Below are 22,068 nucleotides of genomic sequence, written 5' to 3' on the forward strand. Positions count from 1 at the left end.
AGAGGGGTTTGCGTAACTGAGTAGTTAAATCCGTTACCGGAATACCAATTACTGGAGCAGGCTGAGAACCGAGCTGCTGCTCTGGTTTGCCTGTGCCAGCATGGACTGAGCGGCCTGCATGAGAACGTTGTTCTTCGTGTATTCCGTCATCTCTTTTGCCATGTTGGCATCGCGGATCGTGGACTCCGAGCTCTGGACGTTCTCGGAAGCCGTCGTCAAGTTAGCGCTCGTGTACTCGAGGCGGGACTCGATCGAACCGATCGTCGTCTGCTGATCAAGAGCCTTAGCTACAGCATTGTCGAGAACGCTGATAGCTGCGTTTGCCTGCTGCTGCGTACCAATCTGGATGTTTGCACCCGAGGAGCTCTGGAGACCAAGAGCCTCTGCACGCATATCCGTCAAGCCGACTTTGATGCTCTGGTTTGCTTTCGTGCCAACCTGGAGAACCATAGCGTTGTCCGTGGACTTGTTCTGTGCACGGATGGACTCGGAGAAGTTGTCGAGAACTGCGTTAGCAGATTTCTGGACAGCACCCTTCGTGTTCGTTACGGAAATCGTAACACCAGAAATCTGGTGCGTCACCGAGGAACCACCAGCCGAAATCGTCAGCGCATTCGTAGCATCAGCCGTACCAACCGTATCGCCAGCAACATCTTTACCAATGTAGGAGTTCGTACGGATCTCCGTGCTAAATGCTGCCGAGCTCTGGCTGTTTGCCTTCGTGATGAGGTCAGACAGGCTATTCGTAGCGCTGACAGAAGTCGTGTAGGTCTTGCCCTGTTTTACGAAGGAAATCGTAACTTTGTCCATCGAGTTGATGTTCAGGCTGTTGCCGTTACGATCTTTCATCTCGCAGAACTTCGTGGTGCCCGTCGTAGCCGTGGAAAGGCTCTGGTTCGTCATAGCCGTGGACGTAGCTTTGACTTCGCTGTTGTGCGAGCCGTCTACGAGCAGCTTGCCGTTGTACGTTACGTTAGCGTTGTCGTTGATCTGGTCGATGCTCTGGTCGAGCTCTTTCTGGATCGTAGCGCGGTCGCTGTCCGTGTTCGTATCGTTGGCTGCGTTGATGACTTTCTCTTTCAGAGTCTTCAGGATGTCAACCGTGGAGCTTACTGCACCCTCAGCAACTTTCATCATGCTACTGCCATTCTGAGTGTTGCTGTTAGCCTGATCGAGGCCGCGGATCTGAACGCGCATGCGCTCGGAAATCGCATAGCCCGAAGCGTCATCAGCAGCACCGTTGATCTTCATGCCCGAAGAAACCTTTGCCAGGCTCTTCGTCAGTGCATTCGAGTTCTTGTTCAGAGTGTTCAGCGTCGAGATTGCCGACATGTTGTTTTTAACTACCATACCCATGATAATATTCCTCCCTGATAATACAGAAAAATTATTTTGTAACGGACATCCATGCCCGTCGTTAACTATATAATAGTAAGCTGATCCGTAAGTTTTGGGGGCTGCTAGCTGACCACCATCGCTATCCTTAGCAGCTTACGTATTACCGTAAGTGATTTCTTACACACTATATATCGGAGGTTTTCCGATTTCCTTAATACCTTTTGTAAAAAAATTTAATATTTTCGGTTCAGGATATTTCCCACCGGATTGACGGACTGCAGATCGTAGGCGTGCACCGTGGCATTCTGCCGCTTGGACTTATTGAGCCACGCCTTGGCCTTATAGATAATCTGCATATCGAGCGGCTTGATCTTCTCTACCAGAGCCCGGCATTCCTCGGTCTTCCGATAGACTTCCGTCTCGGGTAAGGCTTTCATGCGCTCCACGATGACATCGCGCTGGCGCGTGAGTTCCGTGAACGCATCAATATCCTGTTTATCGATGAACTTCAAAAGCTCCTGGGAGAGTGTGTAATACATCTCCCAGTTCGCTTTTGCCTGTTCCATTGCATCATTAGCCGACATAACTGTCACCCTGTGCATTCTTCGTGCCCTGATCCTGACGCGCTTTTTTCATTGCCTGCGCCCAAGCATCACGAAGTTCTTTGATAATATCGATTGCTTCCTGCACCAGCTTCGTATCGCTCTTCATATTGCCTTCGACCAGACGGTCATAAGTATAATTATAGAGCGGCATGAGCTGTTTGCTGATATCATAATCCATGTTCAGCGTGATGCGGAACTCCGAAATGATATTCTGTGCTTTTTGCAACGAGATATTCGCTTGTTCCCACTGCTTGGCCTCAATGGCATCTTTGCCTTCATTCATGAATTTCAAGCAACCATTGTAGAGCATCAGTGTCAATGCTTCCGGGGTTGCCGTCATGATTTGCTGACGTTTATAAGCTTCAGCTGCATTGTTTACCATATATGCCTCCTAAAGAAATCAATTGCCATTGCTGATATAACCCATCTGCATCGACAATTTCTGAATCGCCTGTTCCATGGCATCGTATTTCTTATACAATGACTTTTCAAAGGCATCCATCATCGTTTTGAAATTCGACATCTTGGTCTGCATCTCAAGAATCAAATCACCAAGCGTACTGCCATCCGATGCTGATGACGACGTACCTGCGTACGACTTCATCGTCTTCAGATTCTCATTGACCTTATCGGTAATGCGGTTGATTACGCCTTCTTTATTATAGTCCGTATAGGACTCACCCTTGGCGTTGACCGCATCGCCCGAAGCAGAAAAGAGCTGATAGACACAATCCGGATCAGCTGCCAGTGCCTTCTTGAGCTTATCCTCATCGAGGCGCAGATGACCGCGGTCCGTCGATGATTCGATACCGATGGACATCATCGTATTGTAATTGCTGTCTACTGAATCAACCGGCGTATAGATAGCCTCACGCATTGCGCTGATAATCTTGCCAAGCGTCTGATCATGATACAGCAGGCCCGATTTTGCCTTCTCGTTCCACTTCGTAATCTGATCCTGCGTCATCGCATTTTCTTGCGACTTCGTCAAGACATCGTAGTCACTGTAGCGCGTCTCATTATACTTCGAGTTAAGCGAGTCAATCATCTTGTTGTAGTCTTCGACGAATTTCTTGACATTTTCGATAAGCTTATCCGTATCCTGCGATATCGAAACTGTCGCCGAACCTACTGCTCCGACATTATAGGTAACGTTGGCAACATTGATCTTGCTGCTCGTCGTCGCATAGTCCCTGCCATCGATAGTGACCGAACCATTCGTACCAGTTACCGTTAGCGTATTGGTCGTGGTTCCAGCCGCAAGGCCAGCATTGAACATCGTGTTGAGGAACTCACGCGAAGCCTCAGCCCGCTTCGTCGTATCCATCGCATCGATTGACAGCGTGATGTCCTTGGTGCTGTCCGCATTCGTCAGCGTCAGCTTACCATCAGCCAGCGAAGCCGTGACATTGAGTCCAGTACCGTTGATATCCTTCATCAAGTCATTGATAGACTTTGATGCAGCCTGTTCAGCCGTATAGACGATTGTCTTGCTGGCTGTACCATCATTGATAGTGAAGGACAGACCATATTCCCCTATTTTCTTTTTATCAACATCCGCAACAATAGAATTGAGACTTGTATTTTTCTCATACGCCGTCGTATTGACACTGGTCATGCTGCCAGTCGAAGACTTCGAGCTTACGCCATTCGAGGCCTCAGAAAGCTCTGGCAACGACGTCATCGAGTCGCCATCAACCTTAGCCAGATTGAGATTGTTGATAAGCGCGCGCGCTGCATCATCAGCTTTGGCATTCGTCGTCACGCCATCCTTCGTCTCGGCAGTTGTACGATTCTTGACCGCCAGGACAATCTGATTGTCGACACCACCGTCTTTCTGATAGATACTGAACGCATCATTCGTCGAGTCATAGGTGGCCGTCATATTGACATCGGCATTCTTGATTTTTGCAGCGAGATCGTTGAGCGTCTGCTTGCTGTCAAACAATTCCGCATACGTGAACGAAATCGTAGTCGTTGTCGTGTTCTTATCCTTGGGATCGCCATTGCTGATTTCAAAGGACAACGCCACCTCGTTGCGAATCTTGGCCTTCTCCTCCTCAGTAGCTGCTGCATCCACAGCTGCCTTATACTCCGACTCAGACTTCTCAGTCTGCCCAGCAATAATATCTTTGATATACATGCTGTTGCCCGCGCTCTCGTCATTACGCGTAATGGCGCTCTCTGACTGAACATAGGCATTGCTCGACACCGAGTTGACTTTGACCGTATGGCTCATATTGGCAGCATCGGCATTCGCCGTGGCCGAAACCACGGACGAATTCGTACTGGCTGCCGTCATCGGATTCGTAGTATACGACATCTTGTACGTAGACATCGTCGAGGTTTTGAATGTATTCAGATCCGAATAAAGGCTCGTATAAGCTTCCTTGATCCACTCATTCTTGACCTCTTTTTTATACATCTTATCATATTGGCTCTGCTTATTCAGCATACCAACCTTGACCATCGAGTCAACGTCAATACCTGATCCCGACAGGCCATAAATTCCCTGTACACTCATTCCTTACACCTCCTCATCAGGCATTCTTGTCCAGGAATGCACCGAGCCAATCCTTGGCTTTTATCATGTGCTTGATCATTTCCTCTGGCGGCACTTCCTTGAGCACCTCACCAGTCTTCTTGTCCAGCATCTTGACCGACATCGTGTTGACTTCCTTATGATATTGGAATTCGAGATCGGCATCAATCCGGCGCATCAGATCGTTGAGCTCCTTCGTCATATAGCTGACGGAGTTCTCATCCATCTTCTGCTCGTCTTCTTTTTGCTGTTTCTGGTTGTTGGATTCCTGAGCGTCATCGCTCTTCTTTACCTGCTCCTTGACCGACTCCATATCCGAAGCCTTAGCCGTCGCCACTTCGGCATTGATCTTTTGCGTGCTGTCCGCCGTCTTGTTGGCACTGGCCTTCTCAGCTGCACCTACGACTATAGCAGAAGCTACCATATCCTGAACTTTACCTATCATTGTTATCCCTCCGTAGAATGAATCGAGTTTTCCCTAACCTTATTCTTGTTCTTTATGGGGCAAAGCAGCACTGAGATCCAAATCCTGTGGAGCCGGAGCTGCAGCCTTTTGGTTTTCTTCCTGAATAGCACGATAAATCTCGCCACGATAGATTTTCACCGCACGCGGTGCATCTATCGCAATCCGGACATTATCGCCCTGAACCTCAACGACATTGATGACGATATTGTCACCAATCATAATCTGTTGGCGTGGTTTACGGGTAAGTACGAGCATTATTTGTTTTCCTCCTTATGTTCCGGAAACAATCTATGCTTGGTCGTGTAGCGGCTCTTGTCCAGCACGATCTGACGTGCCTGCATCGTATTCTGATTCAGGACAACGGGTGCCATGAGATTGGCCGTCATATCTGCTACCTTGCCACCAGGAATTGTCAAGAGCGTGTAGATCAGCATGTCCTCCTGGGTTTTGATGCCAAGCTTATTCTGACTGTCATCATCAAGCTCGAACTCATACTCTGGGAAGAATACGAATGGCATCGTCATGAGGAACGCCAGATCCGGCGTCGTGATCGACTGCAGGAACACGTAAGGGCTCTCGTCATCGTAAGGGATGATGAGAAACTCATGCTCATCTTCAAAGGCTGGGATTCCATCTTCGAAATGTACTACTTTTTCTTCTTCGACTTCGATTTCGCCAAACCGTAATGTGTTGACCTTTTTCATTCGTTACGCCTCCAAATCCGCATGTTTCGTCATCTGTCATGCGTAGATATCGTATTTGCCCTCGGTCACCCAGCGTCTGACATCCGGTTTCTGCTGCAGGTACGTCTCGACCTTGCCCGGCGTGAAATGCGTCTGCGCAAAGGCCTCCGTGTCAATCTTGACCGTCACATCCCCAGGATCTACTTTCCCTTCGGCCTGTACCGGCGTGAAGTGGATTTCCGGGTCAGGGATCAGATTGGCCACGATATGGCGCTGCTTGCTGATTTCCTGCTGCAGCTTGCTGTCATACCGTTGCTTGACCGGCTGCCGGCCTTTCTTGCCACCATTCTCGATATTGTCCCAAGCCTCTTCCGTCCAGCGGGAAGTGGTCTTCTTCAGGTCACTCATGCCCTGCTGACCGTGCTCCCTGGCAAAATCCGTATGGTTCGTGAAGCCATAGGAATGCCGGCTCGGATACTGGTTTATCTCGACGGATGGCTGCGTCCAATGCGCATTGGAGCGGGCCTGCCGATTCTCACTATGCAGTTTTGCCGGTGTTGAATGGGCTTCCAGCTTTCCTAGCTGCGTGTGCATACCAATCATCGGTTGCGTTGTCCGCATATTTAACCGCAGCATAGATTATTTCACCCTTTCCCTAGGAAAATCCTGCTAATCCGTTAACTTACCTTTATTATACTATGTTTTGCGCCATTAGGCTATCATCTCAGATAATCTGCCAGCGACTGCGGCAGTATCCTGCCACCGAGCGACAAGCTCAGATTATAGATGGTCTGCTCCTGCATAAGCTGTACCGCCAGCTTCGCTACATCCGTCGAGCTGACATTCGTGATATCCGAAGTGATAAGCTCATTCTGGTTGCTGAGCATCGTATTGACCGATTCATAGAGCTGCTGGCGCGCGCCAAGCTTAGTCTGCGTATTGACCGTCGTCGCATGCACACCATCAGCCACTGTCTGTCCATCCTTGCTAAGCCACTCGTTATCCAGCCCCTCAACCTGTGCACGGACTGTCAACATCTGATTAAGCATCGCTGCTCCCGATACCTTATTCCCCGAATTGGCATCATCGAAGATATCCGAGCCAAAGATTTCCGGCCCCGTAACATTGACCGTATCCGCCACTGGCTCCGTTGTACCATTCTTCTTGACCATTGATACGCCTTTATCATCGCCCTGATAGGTAACGATCTGCTGTTTGACTGTATCAAATTTGAACGTCAGACTGCCAATATTCGGCACCGAGGAGCCCGTCGTCGCCGTTGCACCGCTGAGTTCCACAGTCTTGTCGATAATTTCGCCGGTATTCTTGAAATACTTGGAAACCTTCTCCGTCGGCGAAGTGCTGCCCCAGCCTGCCAGCTGACCCACAGCATCCCTTGTCGGATCGACGATTGCTGAAGAATCCTGCGCTACGACATTCTTGTACCCGTTCTCGACAAAATCCTTGGTATAGATATAGCCATCGCGGGTATTGAGATAATAGGTGTTGCCATCACTGCCTGTCAGCGACAGCATCTGCGTGAGGCTGCCCGCATCATCAGCACCGCTATTGCCGCTGAAATATGCCGACTGGTTCTCATCAAGCGTTTTGGCTAAGCCGCGATTGACCTCTTCAGTCGACATGCTGAAAGGCTTCGTAAGATCCTTCTGACCGCCGAATACATAACTGTCACCCTGCATCGTGTTGCCGAGCGATACCAGCTCCTGAATCTCAGCCATCATCTCTTTACCGATAGCCTTCATATCATCGCTGTTGTTCGTGCTGTTGGCAGCAGCTACGGTTTTCTCTTTGAAGGTAGTCTGGATGGCCGTCATATTGACAAGTGCCGCATCCGACGTCTTCATCCAGGAAATCGCCGTATTGACATTTTCCTGATACTGCGTATTCTCATTTTCCGATACTGTATAGCGGAGATATTTCGAGTAGTCTACCGAATCATCCGAGGGACGGTGCAGCTTGCTGCCGTCGCCCTGCTCCAGGAGTTTCGTCTGCCGGTAGTTGGCATCATTGAGCTGTTTCTGATAGCCGTAAACCATCTGATTGCTGCTTACGCGAATAGACATTTTATTTCACCTCGTTAGTTCAAAGATTATCTGCCGACCGTACCTGTGCTATTGATAAGTTTATCGAGCATCTCATCCATGGTCGTCAGGCAGCGCGAGCAGGCACTATAGCCCTTCTGGAACGTAATCATGTTCGTGAGTTCCTCATTCCAGTCAACACCAGCTGTCGATGAACGCCAGTTGACAATCTGCGTAATCAGGTCTTCTTGTGCACTTTCCTTATCCTTAATAGATTCCGCATCGCTGCCAAGCTGAGACATCGCCGCAATGTAATAAGCATTGAGCGAGTCTTTATTTGTCGACCGGTCCTTCGTCGATACCGGTGAACCATTATTTTTGATTATTGCCGTGTTATATTTCACAGCTTCATCTTTACTCATATTGATGAGTGCCGCAATATTGACAGCATTCGTGCCGTCCTTGGTGCCGTTAGGCTTTACGCTGTAAGTCCCCGCTAAAGCCCCCGTGGAGGTAGTATCCTCCTCAACACTCAGCGTACGTGCCGCGATCAGATTCTGACCGCTTGTCGCCGAAATCTGGCTATTGACCGTCAGTGCTTTGATGATATTGATGCCCTTGAGATTATCAGTCGACACCACAGTACCCGTAATATCGATATTTACTGTACTCGTGGCCGAAGTCACTGGGGATATCGAGCGCACGACCGTACCAGCCTGGTAATTCGTAGCTCTGACACAGTTATTCGTCGTATCCCACTCATAGACTGTATTGGTATCACCATAGAAATTCAAGCCGTAGGCAGGCCCTGTATACGCCGTCGTACCCGTTGCATCCATCAGGTTGCCATTGGCATCAGTCAGGAACGTGCCAATATTGGTATCCGTGCCGTTGATGCCCGCCCCCTGCTGATGCATATTGTTGAAGGTCGTGAGCAGGAAGCCCGCCATATTTGCCACCTTATCCAGATAAGCCTTGTCCTCAGCAATCGTATCCTGCTGAGCCCGCAGAGCACCATTCTGTGGAACGAACGCTACGCCTGATTCCTTGATGTTAATGACATAATCATTGATGCCATAGTCTGCATTGTTGACAGGATCTGACATCTCCAGCGTCAGCCGGTTGACACCGCCGACCATCGTGATGCCATTGGAAACGATCGAGTACATCCCTTTGTCATCCTCATAGACATTGAGGTTCATGTATTTCGAAAGCTCATCGACCAGCAGATCGCGCTGGTCACGGAGGTCATTAGCCGAACCGCCAGTCGCTTCCTGCTGCATGATGTTCTTGTTGAGCAGGACAAGTTTTTCCGTCGTCTGGTTCACCTTATCGACCGTCGTCTTCATGTCGTCATACTGTGCATTGATCTGCGTCTGCAGCTGCTCACCAGCTGTCTTGAGCTTATCCGACAGGATATTGCCCTTTTCGATGACAGCCACACGTGCACTGGCCGTAGATGCATTGGTCTGCAAATCATGCCAGGCATTATAGAACTCATCCATCGCATGACGGATGCCGGTCTTATCCGAGTCGTCAAAGACCGCCTCGATCTTATCGTAGTTGACCTGTGTGGTCTTATAGTACTGCTGGGTCGAGGTCTCCTGCCAATACTGCTTGTCCGCATAGACATTGCGGGCACGCTCGATAGACATCGTATCGACGCCCGTTCCTACCAGCACATTGCCATAAAGCGACCCAATCTCCTGACCTCTTGTCGCTGCCAGATTTACCTTCTGGCGGCTGTACCCCTCGGTCGAGGCATTCGTGATATTATGACCAACCGTATCCAGCGAGAGCTGATTGGAGAATACACCGCGAACCATCGTATTGAGGCCGGCAAATGTTGAACGCATATTATCTCACCCTATCTTTCATTTCCTTACATATCCAGTCGCATCAGGTATTAGACATTCGCATCGAACATCTTGATGCCGCGGTGATTCTCTACCTCAGCCGCCCCCGGCGGTGCATAGGTATCATTTGCCGCGGTTTGTGTCATCACATTGATGTGAAAATCCACAAAATCCTTGCTGCGCTGCAAGAGCGCTTGTGTCGATGCCAGTTCCTTCTGCATTTCATTCTCCAATCCCTGGACTCGTGCTATAAGCCGCATGACCGCATCCCTCTCCACAGAGTCCGGCATGCTGGCCGCATAGGCTGTCATCCTCTTGTTTCCCGCTTCTTGCAGGAACTTGTCTTGCAGCTTGGCAATCTGGCCAAGCTTTGCGAGGGGAGTCTCCAGGGCCTGTACCGCTGCATTCACCCCCAAGCCATTGCTGGTATCCCGCAGGGCCTCCTTGACGGCCCGCAGTTTCTCCAGACACTCGGTACTCAGCAGCATCTGTGCCCGCAGCAGCTTCACAGCCTCATTCATTTTCTCCCCACCTTTGTCAAAATTTTGACGCCCTACTGTCTTGCAACAAGTGTCAGGCGTCAAATTCGTAATTTTTCCGATGGCTTACGACCTCGCCGCCACCATGACCATATGTCGGCTCGACCGTCGCACCACCGATTCGATTCAAATGATACGCAACGGCCTGCATCGCCCCACGGATCAGCAGGCTGTTGCCCTCGCTGAGCTCCTTGGCCGCTGCCGTGTTCTCCGACAGTGACTTGTGGAGCTGCCCTAAAATCTGTTTGAACTGCGCATTCGGCGCAAACTGTAACAAATCTTCAAGTTTGGAATCCTTCTTGATGGCACGGTTCTGCACTGCCAAATGTATCAGTGCCTTCTGGCGCTGCTGTTCCAGATCCCTGATTTTCTTCGTCAACGCATCCTCATCCTTGAGCAGACTCTCCAAAGTCTTCATATCGATGGACACCAATGCGCCCCGCTTTTTTTTGCCCAGTTCGATGAGCTGCAGATAGATTTTGTTGAGTTCGTTTAGTGTTGCTGCCAAATCCTGCCACATAGACTGCCTCCATCATCAGGAATCGAATCCTTCTCAGTAACGCGTATCAAGCAGGCTGCCTGCCAGCTTCTGTGCATCTACCTGATAGCTGCCATCAGCTACCTGCTGGCGCAGTGCCGCCACCTTCTGCTCGCGGCTGTCATCCATGCTCTTGAGTTTCTGCAGCATGCTGCTGAAGCTCTGTGCCTCACTCGAGAATACCACCGCATCACTTGCGTGCGCTTCACGCATGGCCGATGCCCGTTTCGTACCGGACGCCGTGCTGACATTGTACGCACCAGTCACCGCTTGAATGTTGCCATTGATTATCATCTGGTTCACCACCTGTCATCATTTTGGACTTTATCAAGATCCACAAGGGATTCTTATTCTGTCTTCTGGTAAAAGTATCGTAAAAAAAAACAGGAGACTTAACTCCTGCTTTTTGGCCATTATTCGTGATTACAATGGAATATCTTTTAAATACTCCGTTTTTCTATCTATTGCGTATCCGTTTCAGCTCAGCTTATTTTTCGAATACATGCCATGGCCCTGCGCCTGCTGTTTTGCGGCCTGCTTAGCTGCCGTGATGGCCGATGCCTTTTTCTGCAGCTCCTTGTGCACTTCCTCCTGGCAGCTCTGGCAAATCTTGCCCGTGATGATAGGCGCTCCACACTTTTCACACGGATAGCTCATCTTGACGCCGACCTGCTCGAAGCGGCCTTCACGGATCATCTTCTTGATCATACCCTCAGGCGCACCTGTCGCCTCAACGATCTCCGGAATCTTCGAGCCCGGATTATCACGAACGTAATTGACGACCTCCGCCTCTTTTGCCTTGATCTTATCATAGCAGTCCATACATACACGCGTACCATTATCTGCAAACAGCTTGCCGCACATCGGGCAATTCTTGATTTTCCCTGCCATTTTCTGTCACTCCTATCACTGTATCCCTATTGGCAATTTCGTTGCACCTATTAAATAATTCGGCAGGCAAGATGTTTTTTCCTGCCTGCCGCTTCATTATTTCATCTTTACCAGATCTTGCCGAGCATAAACCAGACACGCCCCTTAGCCTTGGCAGCCTCCGAAAGATTCGGATCGCCACCGATGCGGCGCGCATAATCAAGACGTGCAAACCAATCGTTAGGCTTCGTATAGGTCAGCCCCACACCCCAGCCTTTGAGTGTTTCGCCCGACGAATATTGCCCCGGCGAAGTGCTGCTTCCCAGGCGTTCCAAACGCCCATCTTTATTATACTGCACATGCCCCATATCAAAATAGGTACTGAATATCAATCCCGGTACATTCGTATAGAAACGTGTCTCAACCGTCCCCATAAGGCCAACATCGCCCGAGCCTTCACCCTGCGGATAAGCTCTGACACCATTGGCACCGCCCAGATACATCTCTTCTGAACCATCCAGATTTTTGCTGGCGATCTGCCCCGAAGCCTTCACCAATACATCCGCACGATTGCCCAAGCGCTGTACCACTGCGACATTCGCCTCAGCCTTGGTATAGCGACCTTCCGTATGGCTGTCAGCATATTGCTGAACAGCATCCTTGGTGTCAAAGCCCAATGTACCAGTCGTCACCGTCGCACCATAGTTGACGGATGTGCCCGTACGGTGCTCAAAGCCATTAACCCCCACATGTACACTATGTGTATGCTTTTGATTGTTGCGGTCAAAGAGATCTATATTATCCTCAAGTTTGCGATAATCGTAGCCATACACAAGGTTCAAGCCACTGCGCGAATAATGATAAAGCGGACGCTTACCAAAGAGACTGAACGTATAAGCAACACCATTGGCATCGAGGTTCTTGAGTACGCCACCGATCTTGTAATCCATACGGCTAAAACCAAAACCAAGCGTCGTACCGCCATGCCCTACCAAGGCCTCATAGTTGACATAATAGTTGTGCATGTCTGCATTCGATACCAATGCACCTACACTTGCCTTGCCACCATTGCCGCCCACATCATAGATATTATGCTGCAAGCCAGCACGATAGCGGCCAGAATTCTGGCTGCCATAGTTCTCGACATAGAAAATCGTATTGGTTCCCTTTGTCTTATCCAATCGTACCGTCAGATCGCTCGTACCGAACTCCTTTCCAGGACTCAATACACCGACTGCCCGTGTACCACTGATGTCAGACAATGAATAAAGCGCCGATTCCAGATTGTTCGTCCGGATGATATCCCCTGACTTGAGCCCATTGATGAACCCACGGGCGACGTTTTCCTTCATTTTTGTTTGATTATCCAGCTTGATTTCACCATAGCGGCCAGGAATAACCCGGATAGTAATCATACCATCCGAGCTCTCCTGGGCCGGCACATAAGCCGCTGCCGCTGGATAGCCATGCGACCGGCAATAGCGCGTCAGACTGTTCAGCGTAACGTTGAGCTGCGTCATCGTCTTTTTTTCGCCCATACCATCCTGCAGGATTTTAACAAGTTCCTTTTTGTCCAGATATAGATCCGGTGCCTCTAAGCGGAAATTCGTAATCGTAAATTCCACTTCAGGCGCGGATACCTGTCCCACAGAACTTTGGTCATCAACCGCAGCCTCCGGCCTTAACTGATGCTCATCTACAGATTCTCCTGGTTTGGACAGTGACGACGCTGCCAAAGCCGTCCCGCCATAGCAGGCCGTCAAAGCAACTGCAGTCATACCTACCGTTATTTTTGCTTTCCAACACGCATTCATCGATCGCTTTCCCTCTTTTCTTAAGAGGCCATATTGACGCCCGCACCGGTCGTCTCCACCCCTATGGATTTGGAATTCTTCTTTTCCTCATCCTTGTTTCCAATTTGTTCAATGGCAATCTCGCCATCTTTGTCATCATCCCTGACAATCGTATCTGCTTCAAGCATATTTACCGGAACAATGCTTTCAATCTCAAGATTTACCACACTGCCATCGCCATCAACATCGACCGAAGCCGACGAAGCAGCATCAACACCATTCATATTGACAATATCTGCCCCTGCAATACCAATATTCGCTCTCCGGTTTTTGTTTTCCTGCTCCAGGAACTCACTCCCCGCAGTTACCTGATTGATATCACCATTATCTATCGCCAACGTACCAATAACAGCCCCATTCACATCACGGTACTCTAAAGCAGTTCTGCTCCCTGCATTGAAACCGCCAATGGTATCCTCCGAGGCCTGCTGATATGCTGTCATATCCGGACGGAACTGCCCCTTCGGATTGACCGTATCGTGATACTCGCGGCCTGGGTCTACCATATTGACCACAAAGGCTTCTTCGTTGCCCGGATTCTGGCTAAAGGTGTAGTTCTTGTCCAGATTGCCAGCCAACTTGCCTTTATACCAGCCATAGACGCCATATTTGCCCGGAATCGAGTTGGAAATCTCCGTCTCGTCTTTCGGCGCAAAGGTGAAGCCACTGGCCAGACTGCTGTCCTTGGCTACTAGGCCCGTTACGCTGCCCGTAAACGTTGGAATCGCTTCGCCCACATTAATTTTCTGCGGTTTAGCAACGATATCCAGACCTTTGCGGCGAATCGTTCCCTTGCCGTCAGCCGACGTCTTATCCAGCTGATAGTTGGCATTACCCACACTCAGCGTATAGGAAACATTATGGTCGAGCAAAGCATCGGTATCTTCGCTGGCGGCGGCATCCTCATTGTCATAGGTACCCGAAACCTCTAGGCCAATATTGTCTCCCGCAATGATGCGGTCATCGAGAACGATATTGTCCGCAGCGTTTTCCACACCCTCGGTGCCATCGTATACCTTATTGGCTCTCTTAACATCTTTGACCGTCAGCAAACGTTTTTCAATCTTGCCGTTATGCCCCGTGAGGGCTGCCGTCATACCTTTGGTGGTCAGGCTTTCACCTGCCGCAGTGTCTGCCAATTCATAGTTGCCATTGGTCCAGCCTAGCTGATAGGTGTAGTCTTTATTATCCCCAGCATTCCAATCCGTATAGGAACAGGAACCGGACTTAATGAACACACCAACCGTATCGTTGCCGATGACATTCGTGGTATCGACATTGATGTTGGCCGCATCAATATATTTGCCCGTAATCGAAGCATCGCGGTCATATTCCTTGACCGGACCTTCTTTGACCGAGACATTGACGGTAAGCGGCGTTATAGTACCACTTCCTGTCAGCTTATCCGAGCCGCCTTTAGCCTTGACCACATAGTTGTCCTTCGTCGCACCATCAAGCTGGAAATTGCTGAAGTAAACATCCTGGGTCGTGACATTGCCCTTGGCATCACGGGCTACATCCTTAGCGGCATAAGCAGCATTGATGGAATCCGCGAGCAACGTAATACTGTTCTTTTCCTTGGCTATGATGCCCGTATTTTCATCGGTACCATCGAGCAGGTTGATATGATTGCGCTGTTTCTTATCGGCATCAGCCGAAGCCGTTCCATCGTAAGGCTTGTCAATTCCTGTGCCATAACCATCGGCAAAATCGGCATAAACCACACGCTTCTTGATAGCACCATCGCCCTTATAGGTATCCGCATCCGTCTCGACAGCGTCACCTTTGGTGGTTTTACTGCTGTCCAGCGTATAGTTGCCAGCCGTATTGCCCGTAAGTTCCAGCGTATAGTTAATCTGTTTGCCAGCTTTTGCCGTGCTGTCCGGGTCAACGTTAGCATCTTTATCCTGGTAGGCTCCTGTTACCGTGAGGTTAACCGTGTTATCCTTATCCAAGATACCATGACCATCTTCAAAGGTATAGTCAAAGCTGTTGATTATATTGCCATTGGCATCCTTGACCGTCGTGTCACCATCATAGGTCTTGGTATACCCACTGAGATTATCCGTCTTGATTTTAAGTACCCGCGGCGTGATGCTGCCGGTTGTCGTGTAGGTCTTATTCTTAAACGAAGTCAGCATCGCGGAATCCATCTTAAAGTTCGTGAACTCCTGCGACTCCAAATCGTTAAGGGTATAGGTTACCCCATGCCCCGAAACTACATTGACCTGTCCTTTATCGTAGACGGCGTACTGCAACTTGTATTTGATATTAATATTGGAACCCGTTACATCGGTATAGAGGCCGAGATGTTTCTCGGCATTCTGAACCACATCGGTTCCATCATATTCCTTGGTAATCGTCGTCCATTTGGTCTTGATATCATCAGCCGTAAGTGCCAGCTGGCGAATCTTGCCTTTCTTGGCTGCTTCGGTGAAATAAACCGTATTGGCAATCGTGTAGTTCTTACCCGAGAAGCCCGACGCGTTATTCGCATCCGTGGCATTTTCGAGTGCCTGCTGGAGGCCTGTGTACTTGACCGCCTTGTAGCCAGTCTTTTCATCCTCGGTACTCCCCGTACCCAGCCAGTTTACATCGCCATTCGCCGTAAAACTGCCCTTTTCGGTCTGGCCGTCAGCACCGATGCCCGTCTCGGCACCGCTTGCATCAGCAGTCCATTTACCATAGGTACCTTTAATATCGCTGTCCTTTAGCTTGATAACCTCGCCATTGACACCATTGATGATCTTGCTGTCCAAATTATTTACTTTATCTGTGGCATCATAGGCCTTATTGGCAATCGTATCGCCAGCCTTCGTATTGTAGGCAGCCGCAGCGACATTGCCATCGTAGTTAAAGTCAGCCGAAATCTCTTTGGGCGTAATCGTACCTTTGCCTGTAATCGTAAGAGACGGTTTGCCACTTACCAGCGTTGACCCTTTCGTACCATAAACCAGTTTGTAGTTCGCAGCATTATCGCCCTTCAGCACCGCATCGTAATAAACATCCTTGGATGTTACTTTTCCAGCACTGTCATAGGCGACATTCTTATCCGCATAACGCGCGTTGACGTTATCACGGTCGAGCTCGGCTTTATCGCCACTGATAATTCCCGAAACATTAAGGATATTCGTGCCAATAGCCACATCCGTCTTGCCGTTATACACCTTCGTAACCTCAGGTTCGTGGAACGACACCGTGACATTCTTCGGCGTGATAGAAGCGGTACCCGCATCCGTAGTCTTCGTCAGCGTCTTAGCCGTCGAATTATAGAACGAAACGGAACTCAAATCAAAATTCGAAACTGCCTTATCCGTCAGCGTAATCGTAAATTTCGCCTTATTGGCATCAACACCGCTGGTCTCTGTTCCCGCCGAATTCAGATAGATACCGGCAGCACTGTAATTCTCCCCCTTGGTATCCGTCTGCCCGTTTTTCAGAACGACGCCACCAATAATGAATTGGTTGATATAGTCTGCTGCATCCTGTGAACCTGCCTGATCGCCATAGTCAGCGGCCGAATGATTGTACGAAATGTTCGAATTAGTATCGTACACTTTATTGACCGCATCAAAATTCAACGTAACATCCGCATCGGTAAGGTTTTTGGGGCTAATCGTACCACGACCATTGAGGATCGTTTTTTCTCCTTCTTTCGTCGTGACTTCATTGCCATGGGCATCGGCAATGAAATAGTTCCCTGCCTGTGCACCTTCCAGCGTGAATTTATACGTAACATTTTGCGAGGTCACCTGACCATTCGCGCGGGCAACATCTGCACTGTCAAATACCGAATCATCCTGTGACGCAAACGACACATAGACCTCATCAGCTTTATCGCCCCGGCTCTTGATGCCACCATGGTAATTGGGCGATATCAGCGAGGCATCATTGTTATAGGTATCCTTAAGATAGGCATTGCCATCATATTTCTTGTTGACATCATCGAATGTCACCTGCAGGCCAGCCTTATTGATGACACCATTATTCGCCGTAAACGAAGTGCCTTTTGTCCAGTTCGTATTATCATTGGATACGTAAATATCGTAGTTATTGGCAATGGCATCACTACCCGTGCCGATTTTGGCCGTATAGTTAATCGCCTTACCCTTGCCAGCATCAACATTATCATAGACTGCCGAACTATTATTGGCACTTTGATCCTGGGTAAGCAAACCGTCGGCCGCATTATCATAGCCAACAAAAGTGACAACGCCATTTCCCGAAAGCGGCGTCGTCCCATCATAAACGACATTGGTCGCATCATAAGTCTTGGTAAAGCCACTAGCAGCCGCCTGCGCCTTCAATTTGCGCGGTGTGATGATGCCGCCATCATTGTTGGCTGTCTGGAACACCTTGGTGACATAACCATTACTGTCTTTGAGTCCTGCTGCGATGGCATAGTCGCCATTTTCCGTAACCTTGAGCTTATACGTTACATCTTTCTTTATCGCATTGCCACTGCCATCACGGGCAACATTCGCATCGGCATAATAAGCATCGCCGACCGTATAATCAAAAGTAAGCTGCGTATTGCCAACCGTCGTAGAGAGTGTATTTACAAACTCATTGGCCGTGTGATTTACTCCCTGCGCATCCTTATAGGCAACCGAATCATTCCCGTCATAGGCTTTAGTGATATTGCCATGAGCCAGCTGCAACTTATCCATGTCGCTGATAGTCAGCGGATTGATGGTGCCTTTGCCATACTCGCTGTCGATATCAAGCGCATAGTTATCCGAAATGATGCTGTTTTTGAGGCTCGCCGCCGCACCAGCCGTATCTTTGCCCGTATATTTTACCGTACCGGCGATAACCGCATTATGGTTATCGCGCTGAACATGGGCATTCTTCGCAAAAGTTGCATCGGTATTGCCCGAACCATAGGTACCAATAATACGGTTCGTATCGATGATAGACGACAGCTGTTCATCACCGACCAGCACCGACTTCGTGCCGTCGGTAATCCCCGTTACCGAAATAACATCCGACGTCTGTTCGCCCTTTACCATCTCCGAGCCATCATACGTCTTCGAGACATTATTAAACTGGATGTTCTTGATATGAACCGGATTGATGGCGCCCGTTGCTCCCGTAATGGTCTGCGTGGCCTCGCCCCCCTGCGTCTTAAACACATAGTTCGAGGCTTTGCCCGAAATCGTGCCATCTACTACACTTACGGTATACTTGATGCCTTGGTCAGCACCAATGCCATAGGTATTCGACTTGGCAACATTTTCCGAATCATATTCGCCTTTTATCGAAAGCTTCGTTCCATCGGTAGCGATAAGCTGATTGCTGCCATCGGCATACTTAACCAGCCCATCCGACAGAGCGATATCACTCGTCAGCTGGTTGTTATGGGTTACCTTGACCAGCTTATCCCCATCATAGGTCTTATCGATATCGGATGTCGTATTGCCCAGCGCCAGCGTAATCACACGCTTCTTGATGGTACCGCCGGAACCAGTTACCTCCGCTGTCGAACCATTCGTAATAGCCGCACCGTTAATCGTATAATTATCGGCATCACTGCCGCCAATGGTGACATGATAGCCTACGCCATAACCGGTGTCTGCATCGGTGACATGCGTAGTGCTGCCTTCCTGCTCGGTGAAATAGCCCGAATGACCATTGGTATCATTCGTTACGGTGAAGGTCAAATCATCCCATACCGTTTTGTCCGCATTATGGACCACTTCATCAGAATAGACCTTCTGTCCCAGCGCACCATCATAGTACTCCGTATTATCATACGTTTTCTCTGCGCCCTGGCCTGCGCCATTAACCGAAAAACCACCCAGCGATATATTCTTCTTGGCAATGGTTCCCGCGCCATCCAGATAACCGCCAGTCTCTTTGTTGACATCAGCGCCGACGCCATTATAGGCCTCACTGTAGAGCACATCGCCATTGGCATCGACCAAACGGTAATTTTTCGCATCATCGTCCGTAAGCTTTAACCCGCTATAGCGTACCGCATGGGCACCAGCTTTTTTCGTTGCCGTTCCCGTGCCATCGATATAATTCGCCGTCGCCGAAGAGATATCGACACTGACCTTATCCTTTTTGTTTGAACCTTCCGGAGTAACGATTCCCGTAAGCGTAAAGGTATTATCCGTGGCTGCCGCAGCCGTAGTAGTACCATCATAATCCCTATTGATTGCAGTGCCACCCGAGTAAAAGCTGCTGTTAAAGCCAATAACCAAATCCCTCTGGGTGATGGTACCTACCCCTGTAAGTACCATACCACTGTTAAAATTCATTCCCGCTGTATTGAGGATGTAGTTATTCTTTGCTGCATTACCAGCCGAATTGTCCGCGAACGCCAAGCCGATAGAGCTATTCGAACCGAACTTGATATCTTTGCCCTTGCCAACCGAAGCATCGGCATTGCCATTGCTATCAACAAAGGAAGCAGAACCAGAAAACGCTACGGTAACCGCATCTTTATCCACGGCAAGAATACCTGTCGTCGTCGTGCTGTTGCCACTGAATAGATTTTTGAATGCCTCGCTGGCATCGGCTTTCCCATCATATTGCTTCGTGATTGGCGTACTACTATAATCCGTGATGGCCTTGATCGTGCGCGGAGCAATGCTGACATTGCCACCTACGAGGTCATAGCCCTGTTGGTTGGACCAAACCATAGCCAGCGTATTTTGCGTACCCTGCGTACTCGAAATAGCCTCATAAGTCGAATTTTTTTGACCTGAGGTGTTATACTTGATATCGCTGGCAGCAACCGTCGATTTTCCTTCTGTCTTGATAAATACCGAGGCATCATTCGCGGTCGTTGCCGTCAAAGCATTATTATTTTTGTCGACGATTTTCAGTGTCTCACCATTATAGACAAGCCCCGTCGGCTGGCTTGTCTCATTGTAGGCTGGCATATCAGCCCTACCGTTCGAGCCAATGCCAGACTGCCCCGATACTGCATTGCGGACGGAGGCCTTCGTATCGAGCGAACCATCGGCCTTGAAATAGCCATAGTTATACGAAACCGTCTTGATTCCCTTGGTCATCGAGGTAAGGATGGGGGCTGCCTGCCCCTCATAAATACGCCAAGTTGGATGGGTTACCGCGCCATTGCCATCGACCTTCACACCGCCAGTATTGCTGATATCCCAGCCCAAATCGCTGTAATATTTTTGACGATTCATAATGGAATCGCTATATGTTTCCTCTGTCGAAGTTGCTCCAGCCGTTGTATATTTCTGCAGTTTATTATGACTCGTATCCTTTACCAGGGAGTTCACAATTGTAAGACCTGTTTTAGGCTGAAAATAAGGACCACTTTGAGAAATAGCATAGCTGTTGGTTACTTCTGCCGATAATTTATTGCTATTGGAGTACGTTGCACTATCGCCAATAAAGCCATATGCCGCACTGCCATTAAAATAACTATTGGAAATTTTATTGGTACCTGAAGCCACGTAACCAATTATCCCAGCGCCTTCACCACTCGTTATGGTAACCGAACTATACGAATGATCAATCGTAACACCGTTGGCATTACCAACTAAACCACCAACAGTAGAGCCATTCTGTATAAGTCCAGTACTATATACATTGCGAAGAACCGTTCCCGAACTGGCTGTTCCAATAATTCCACCAGCACCATTATCTTGGGGATCAGAAATGTTAATATTCGTAACACCAAGATTCTCAATCAAAGCTCCCTGGGTTGCCTGGAATAACCCACCACCATTGTTTGCTGTAAATCCATTGATAGTAAAGCCCATACCATCAAATTTTCCGGTAAAAGTACCGGAATAGCCACTAGCAGATGTTATATCCTTCGACAGCATATAATTGCCGCCAGCATTGGTGATTCCTGACATGGAATCAATCAACTGATAGTACGTGTTCTTTTTTTGTTCAGGCGTTAAGCTGTCATTATTGGTACCATTTACCTTATAGCCGCTTACACCAGTTCCCGTAGAATTACCAATATGAACATAGCCGGTAGCACTGGATTTAAATGAGATATCATCATTTGTGACATTGACTTTATTATCCGTTGCCCCCGAATCCATAAAACGGATATTGTTGCCCTCCAATACGACCGATTTGGCCGCAATCGAGCCCATATTGACAATGTCCGAAGCTACCGTCGACGAAGCATCCTGGATAACTGTAGAAATCGCCTTGCCCGCGGCTACACTTTCCTTCGCCGTAGCAGAATCGAGATAGCGTGTGGAAACATTAAACGAACCAGCCGTACCCACATTGATGCTGGCACCCTTACCAATGATAACACCATTGGGATTGACCAGATAGATATTGCCGCCCTGCGAATTGATGGCACCATCAATCTGAGAGGTATTCTGGCCCGAAACGATATTTAGATAGTTATGATCATCGTTAAAATTGACCCTTTCGCCCTTGGCTACCGAGAAATCATGCCAACCGATGACATTATTTGGCGCCGTACTGGTGATATTTGTATCGACAGCACCAGCTGTAGCAGCTGCTACCTGATCAATCGCAACACCAGCCGTTTTTACCCCATCGCTGACTGGTGCACCATAAGCTACCGGTACGATGCTAAACATACCGGCAGTAAGCGCAATTCCTATATTAAGTACGAGTTGTTCCGTTCGTTTCTTCTGCCCCATCTCAGACACTCCATTCCCTCGGAATCATCTTTCCTTACATCACATAGCTACTACTATTTTACGCTATCTTACCCGAAACTACAATTATGAAACGAAAACTCCCTTCAACCTGAAG

Annotated in this window: 16 protein-coding genes; all 16 read right to left on the reverse strand. The window is 49.0% G+C overall.

All coding sequences use genetic code 11. The annotated features are described in order from the left end of the window. Nucleotides 1-48 precede the first annotated feature (48 nt). A complete protein-coding gene (locus tag FZ041_RS06735) occupies nucleotides 49-1,356 on the reverse strand; it encodes a flagellin N-terminal helical domain-containing protein (protein ID WP_149189021.1) in 1,308 nt (435 codons plus the stop codon). 215 nt (nucleotides 1,357-1,571) lie between these two features. Continuing rightward, nucleotides 1,572-1,922, reverse strand: a complete 351-nt coding sequence (locus FZ041_RS06740) for a hypothetical protein (protein ID WP_051635371.1) — start codon at nucleotides 1,920-1,922, stop codon at nucleotides 1,572-1,574. Next, entirely contained in the window at nucleotides 1,912-2,325 is a 414-nt protein-coding gene (gene fliS, locus FZ041_RS06745) for a flagellar export chaperone FliS (protein WP_033171354.1), read from the reverse strand. The genes FZ041_RS06740 and fliS overlap by 11 nt, the downstream gene beginning before the upstream one ends. An 18-nt stretch (nucleotides 2,326-2,343) precedes the next feature. Beyond that, nucleotides 2,344-4,467 (reverse strand): flagellar filament capping protein FliD, encoded by a 2,124-nt coding sequence (gene fliD / locus FZ041_RS06750; protein WP_149189022.1) that lies wholly within the window; start codon nucleotides 4,465-4,467, stop codon nucleotides 2,344-2,346. 16 nt (nucleotides 4,468-4,483) lie between these two features. Further along, nucleotides 4,484-4,930, reverse strand: coding sequence for a flagellar protein FlaG (locus tag FZ041_RS06755; RefSeq protein ID WP_075442301.1), 447 nt, complete (start codon nucleotides 4,928-4,930; stop codon nucleotides 4,484-4,486). A 39-nt stretch (nucleotides 4,931-4,969) separates the two neighbouring features. Next, nucleotides 4,970-5,206 (reverse strand): carbon storage regulator CsrA, encoded by a 237-nt coding sequence (gene csrA, locus FZ041_RS06760; RefSeq protein ID WP_075442299.1) that lies wholly within the window; start codon nucleotides 5,204-5,206, stop codon nucleotides 4,970-4,972. Then, nucleotides 5,206-5,655 carry a flagellar assembly protein FliW gene (fliW, locus tag FZ041_RS06765; protein ID WP_075428941.1) on the reverse strand — a complete coding sequence of 150 codons (450 nt, stop codon included), beginning with the start codon at nucleotides 5,653-5,655 and terminating at the stop codon, nucleotides 5,206-5,208. Before fliW ends, csrA begins: the two co-directional genes overlap by 1 nt. Nucleotides 5,656-5,691: 36 nt before the next feature. After that, nucleotides 5,692-6,270: a DUF6470 family protein gene (locus FZ041_RS06770; RefSeq protein ID WP_255449281.1), complete on the reverse strand. Its 579-nt coding sequence runs from the start codon at nucleotides 6,268-6,270 to the stop codon at nucleotides 5,692-5,694. 83 nt (nucleotides 6,271-6,353) lie between these two features. Continuing rightward, on the reverse strand, nucleotides 6,354-7,718 hold the full coding sequence (gene flgL, locus FZ041_RS06775; protein WP_149189023.1) for a flagellar hook-associated protein FlgL: 1,365 nt from the start codon (nucleotides 7,716-7,718) through the stop codon (nucleotides 6,354-6,356). A 26-nt stretch (nucleotides 7,719-7,744) separates the two neighbouring features. After that, nucleotides 7,745-9,532: a flagellar hook-associated protein FlgK gene (flgK, locus tag FZ041_RS06780; RefSeq protein WP_149189024.1), complete on the reverse strand. Its 1,788-nt coding sequence runs from the start codon at nucleotides 9,530-9,532 to the stop codon at nucleotides 7,745-7,747. 50 nt (nucleotides 9,533-9,582) lie between these two features. Then, a complete protein-coding gene (gene flgN / locus FZ041_RS06785) occupies nucleotides 9,583-10,053 on the reverse strand; it encodes a flagellar export chaperone FlgN (protein ID WP_149189025.1) in 471 nt (156 codons plus the stop codon). 52 nt (nucleotides 10,054-10,105) lie between these two features. After that, on the reverse strand, nucleotides 10,106-10,591 hold the full coding sequence (locus FZ041_RS06790) for a flagellar protein FlgN (RefSeq protein WP_075442289.1): 486 nt from the start codon (nucleotides 10,589-10,591) through the stop codon (nucleotides 10,106-10,108). Nucleotides 10,592-10,624: 33 nt separating this feature from the next. After that, a complete protein-coding gene (gene flgM / locus FZ041_RS06795; RefSeq protein ID WP_149189026.1) occupies nucleotides 10,625-10,903 on the reverse strand; it encodes a flagellar biosynthesis anti-sigma factor FlgM in 279 nt (92 codons plus the stop codon). A 183-nt stretch (nucleotides 10,904-11,086) separates the two neighbouring features. Beyond that, nucleotides 11,087-11,500: a flagellar protein gene (locus FZ041_RS06800; protein ID WP_149189027.1), complete on the reverse strand. Its 414-nt coding sequence runs from the start codon at nucleotides 11,498-11,500 to the stop codon at nucleotides 11,087-11,089. Between the two features lie 107 nt (nucleotides 11,501-11,607). Next, nucleotides 11,608-13,293 carry a ShlB/FhaC/HecB family hemolysin secretion/activation protein gene (locus tag FZ041_RS06805; protein WP_255449282.1) on the reverse strand — a complete coding sequence of 562 codons (1,686 nt, stop codon included), beginning with the start codon at nucleotides 13,291-13,293 and terminating at the stop codon, nucleotides 11,608-11,610. A 20-nt stretch (nucleotides 13,294-13,313) separates the two neighbouring features. Beyond that, the gene (locus FZ041_RS06810) at nucleotides 13,314-21,953 is read right to left on the reverse strand and encodes a YDG domain-containing protein (RefSeq protein WP_149189028.1); all 8,640 of its coding nucleotides are present in this window, start codon (nucleotides 21,951-21,953) and stop codon (nucleotides 13,314-13,316) included. Between the last annotated feature and the right edge of the window lie 115 nt (nucleotides 21,954-22,068).

It is taken from the genome of Pseudoselenomonas caprae, from assembly GCF_008271345.1.
Lineage (GTDB): Bacteria > Bacillota > Negativicutes > Selenomonadales > Selenomonadaceae > Selenomonas_A > Selenomonas_A caprae.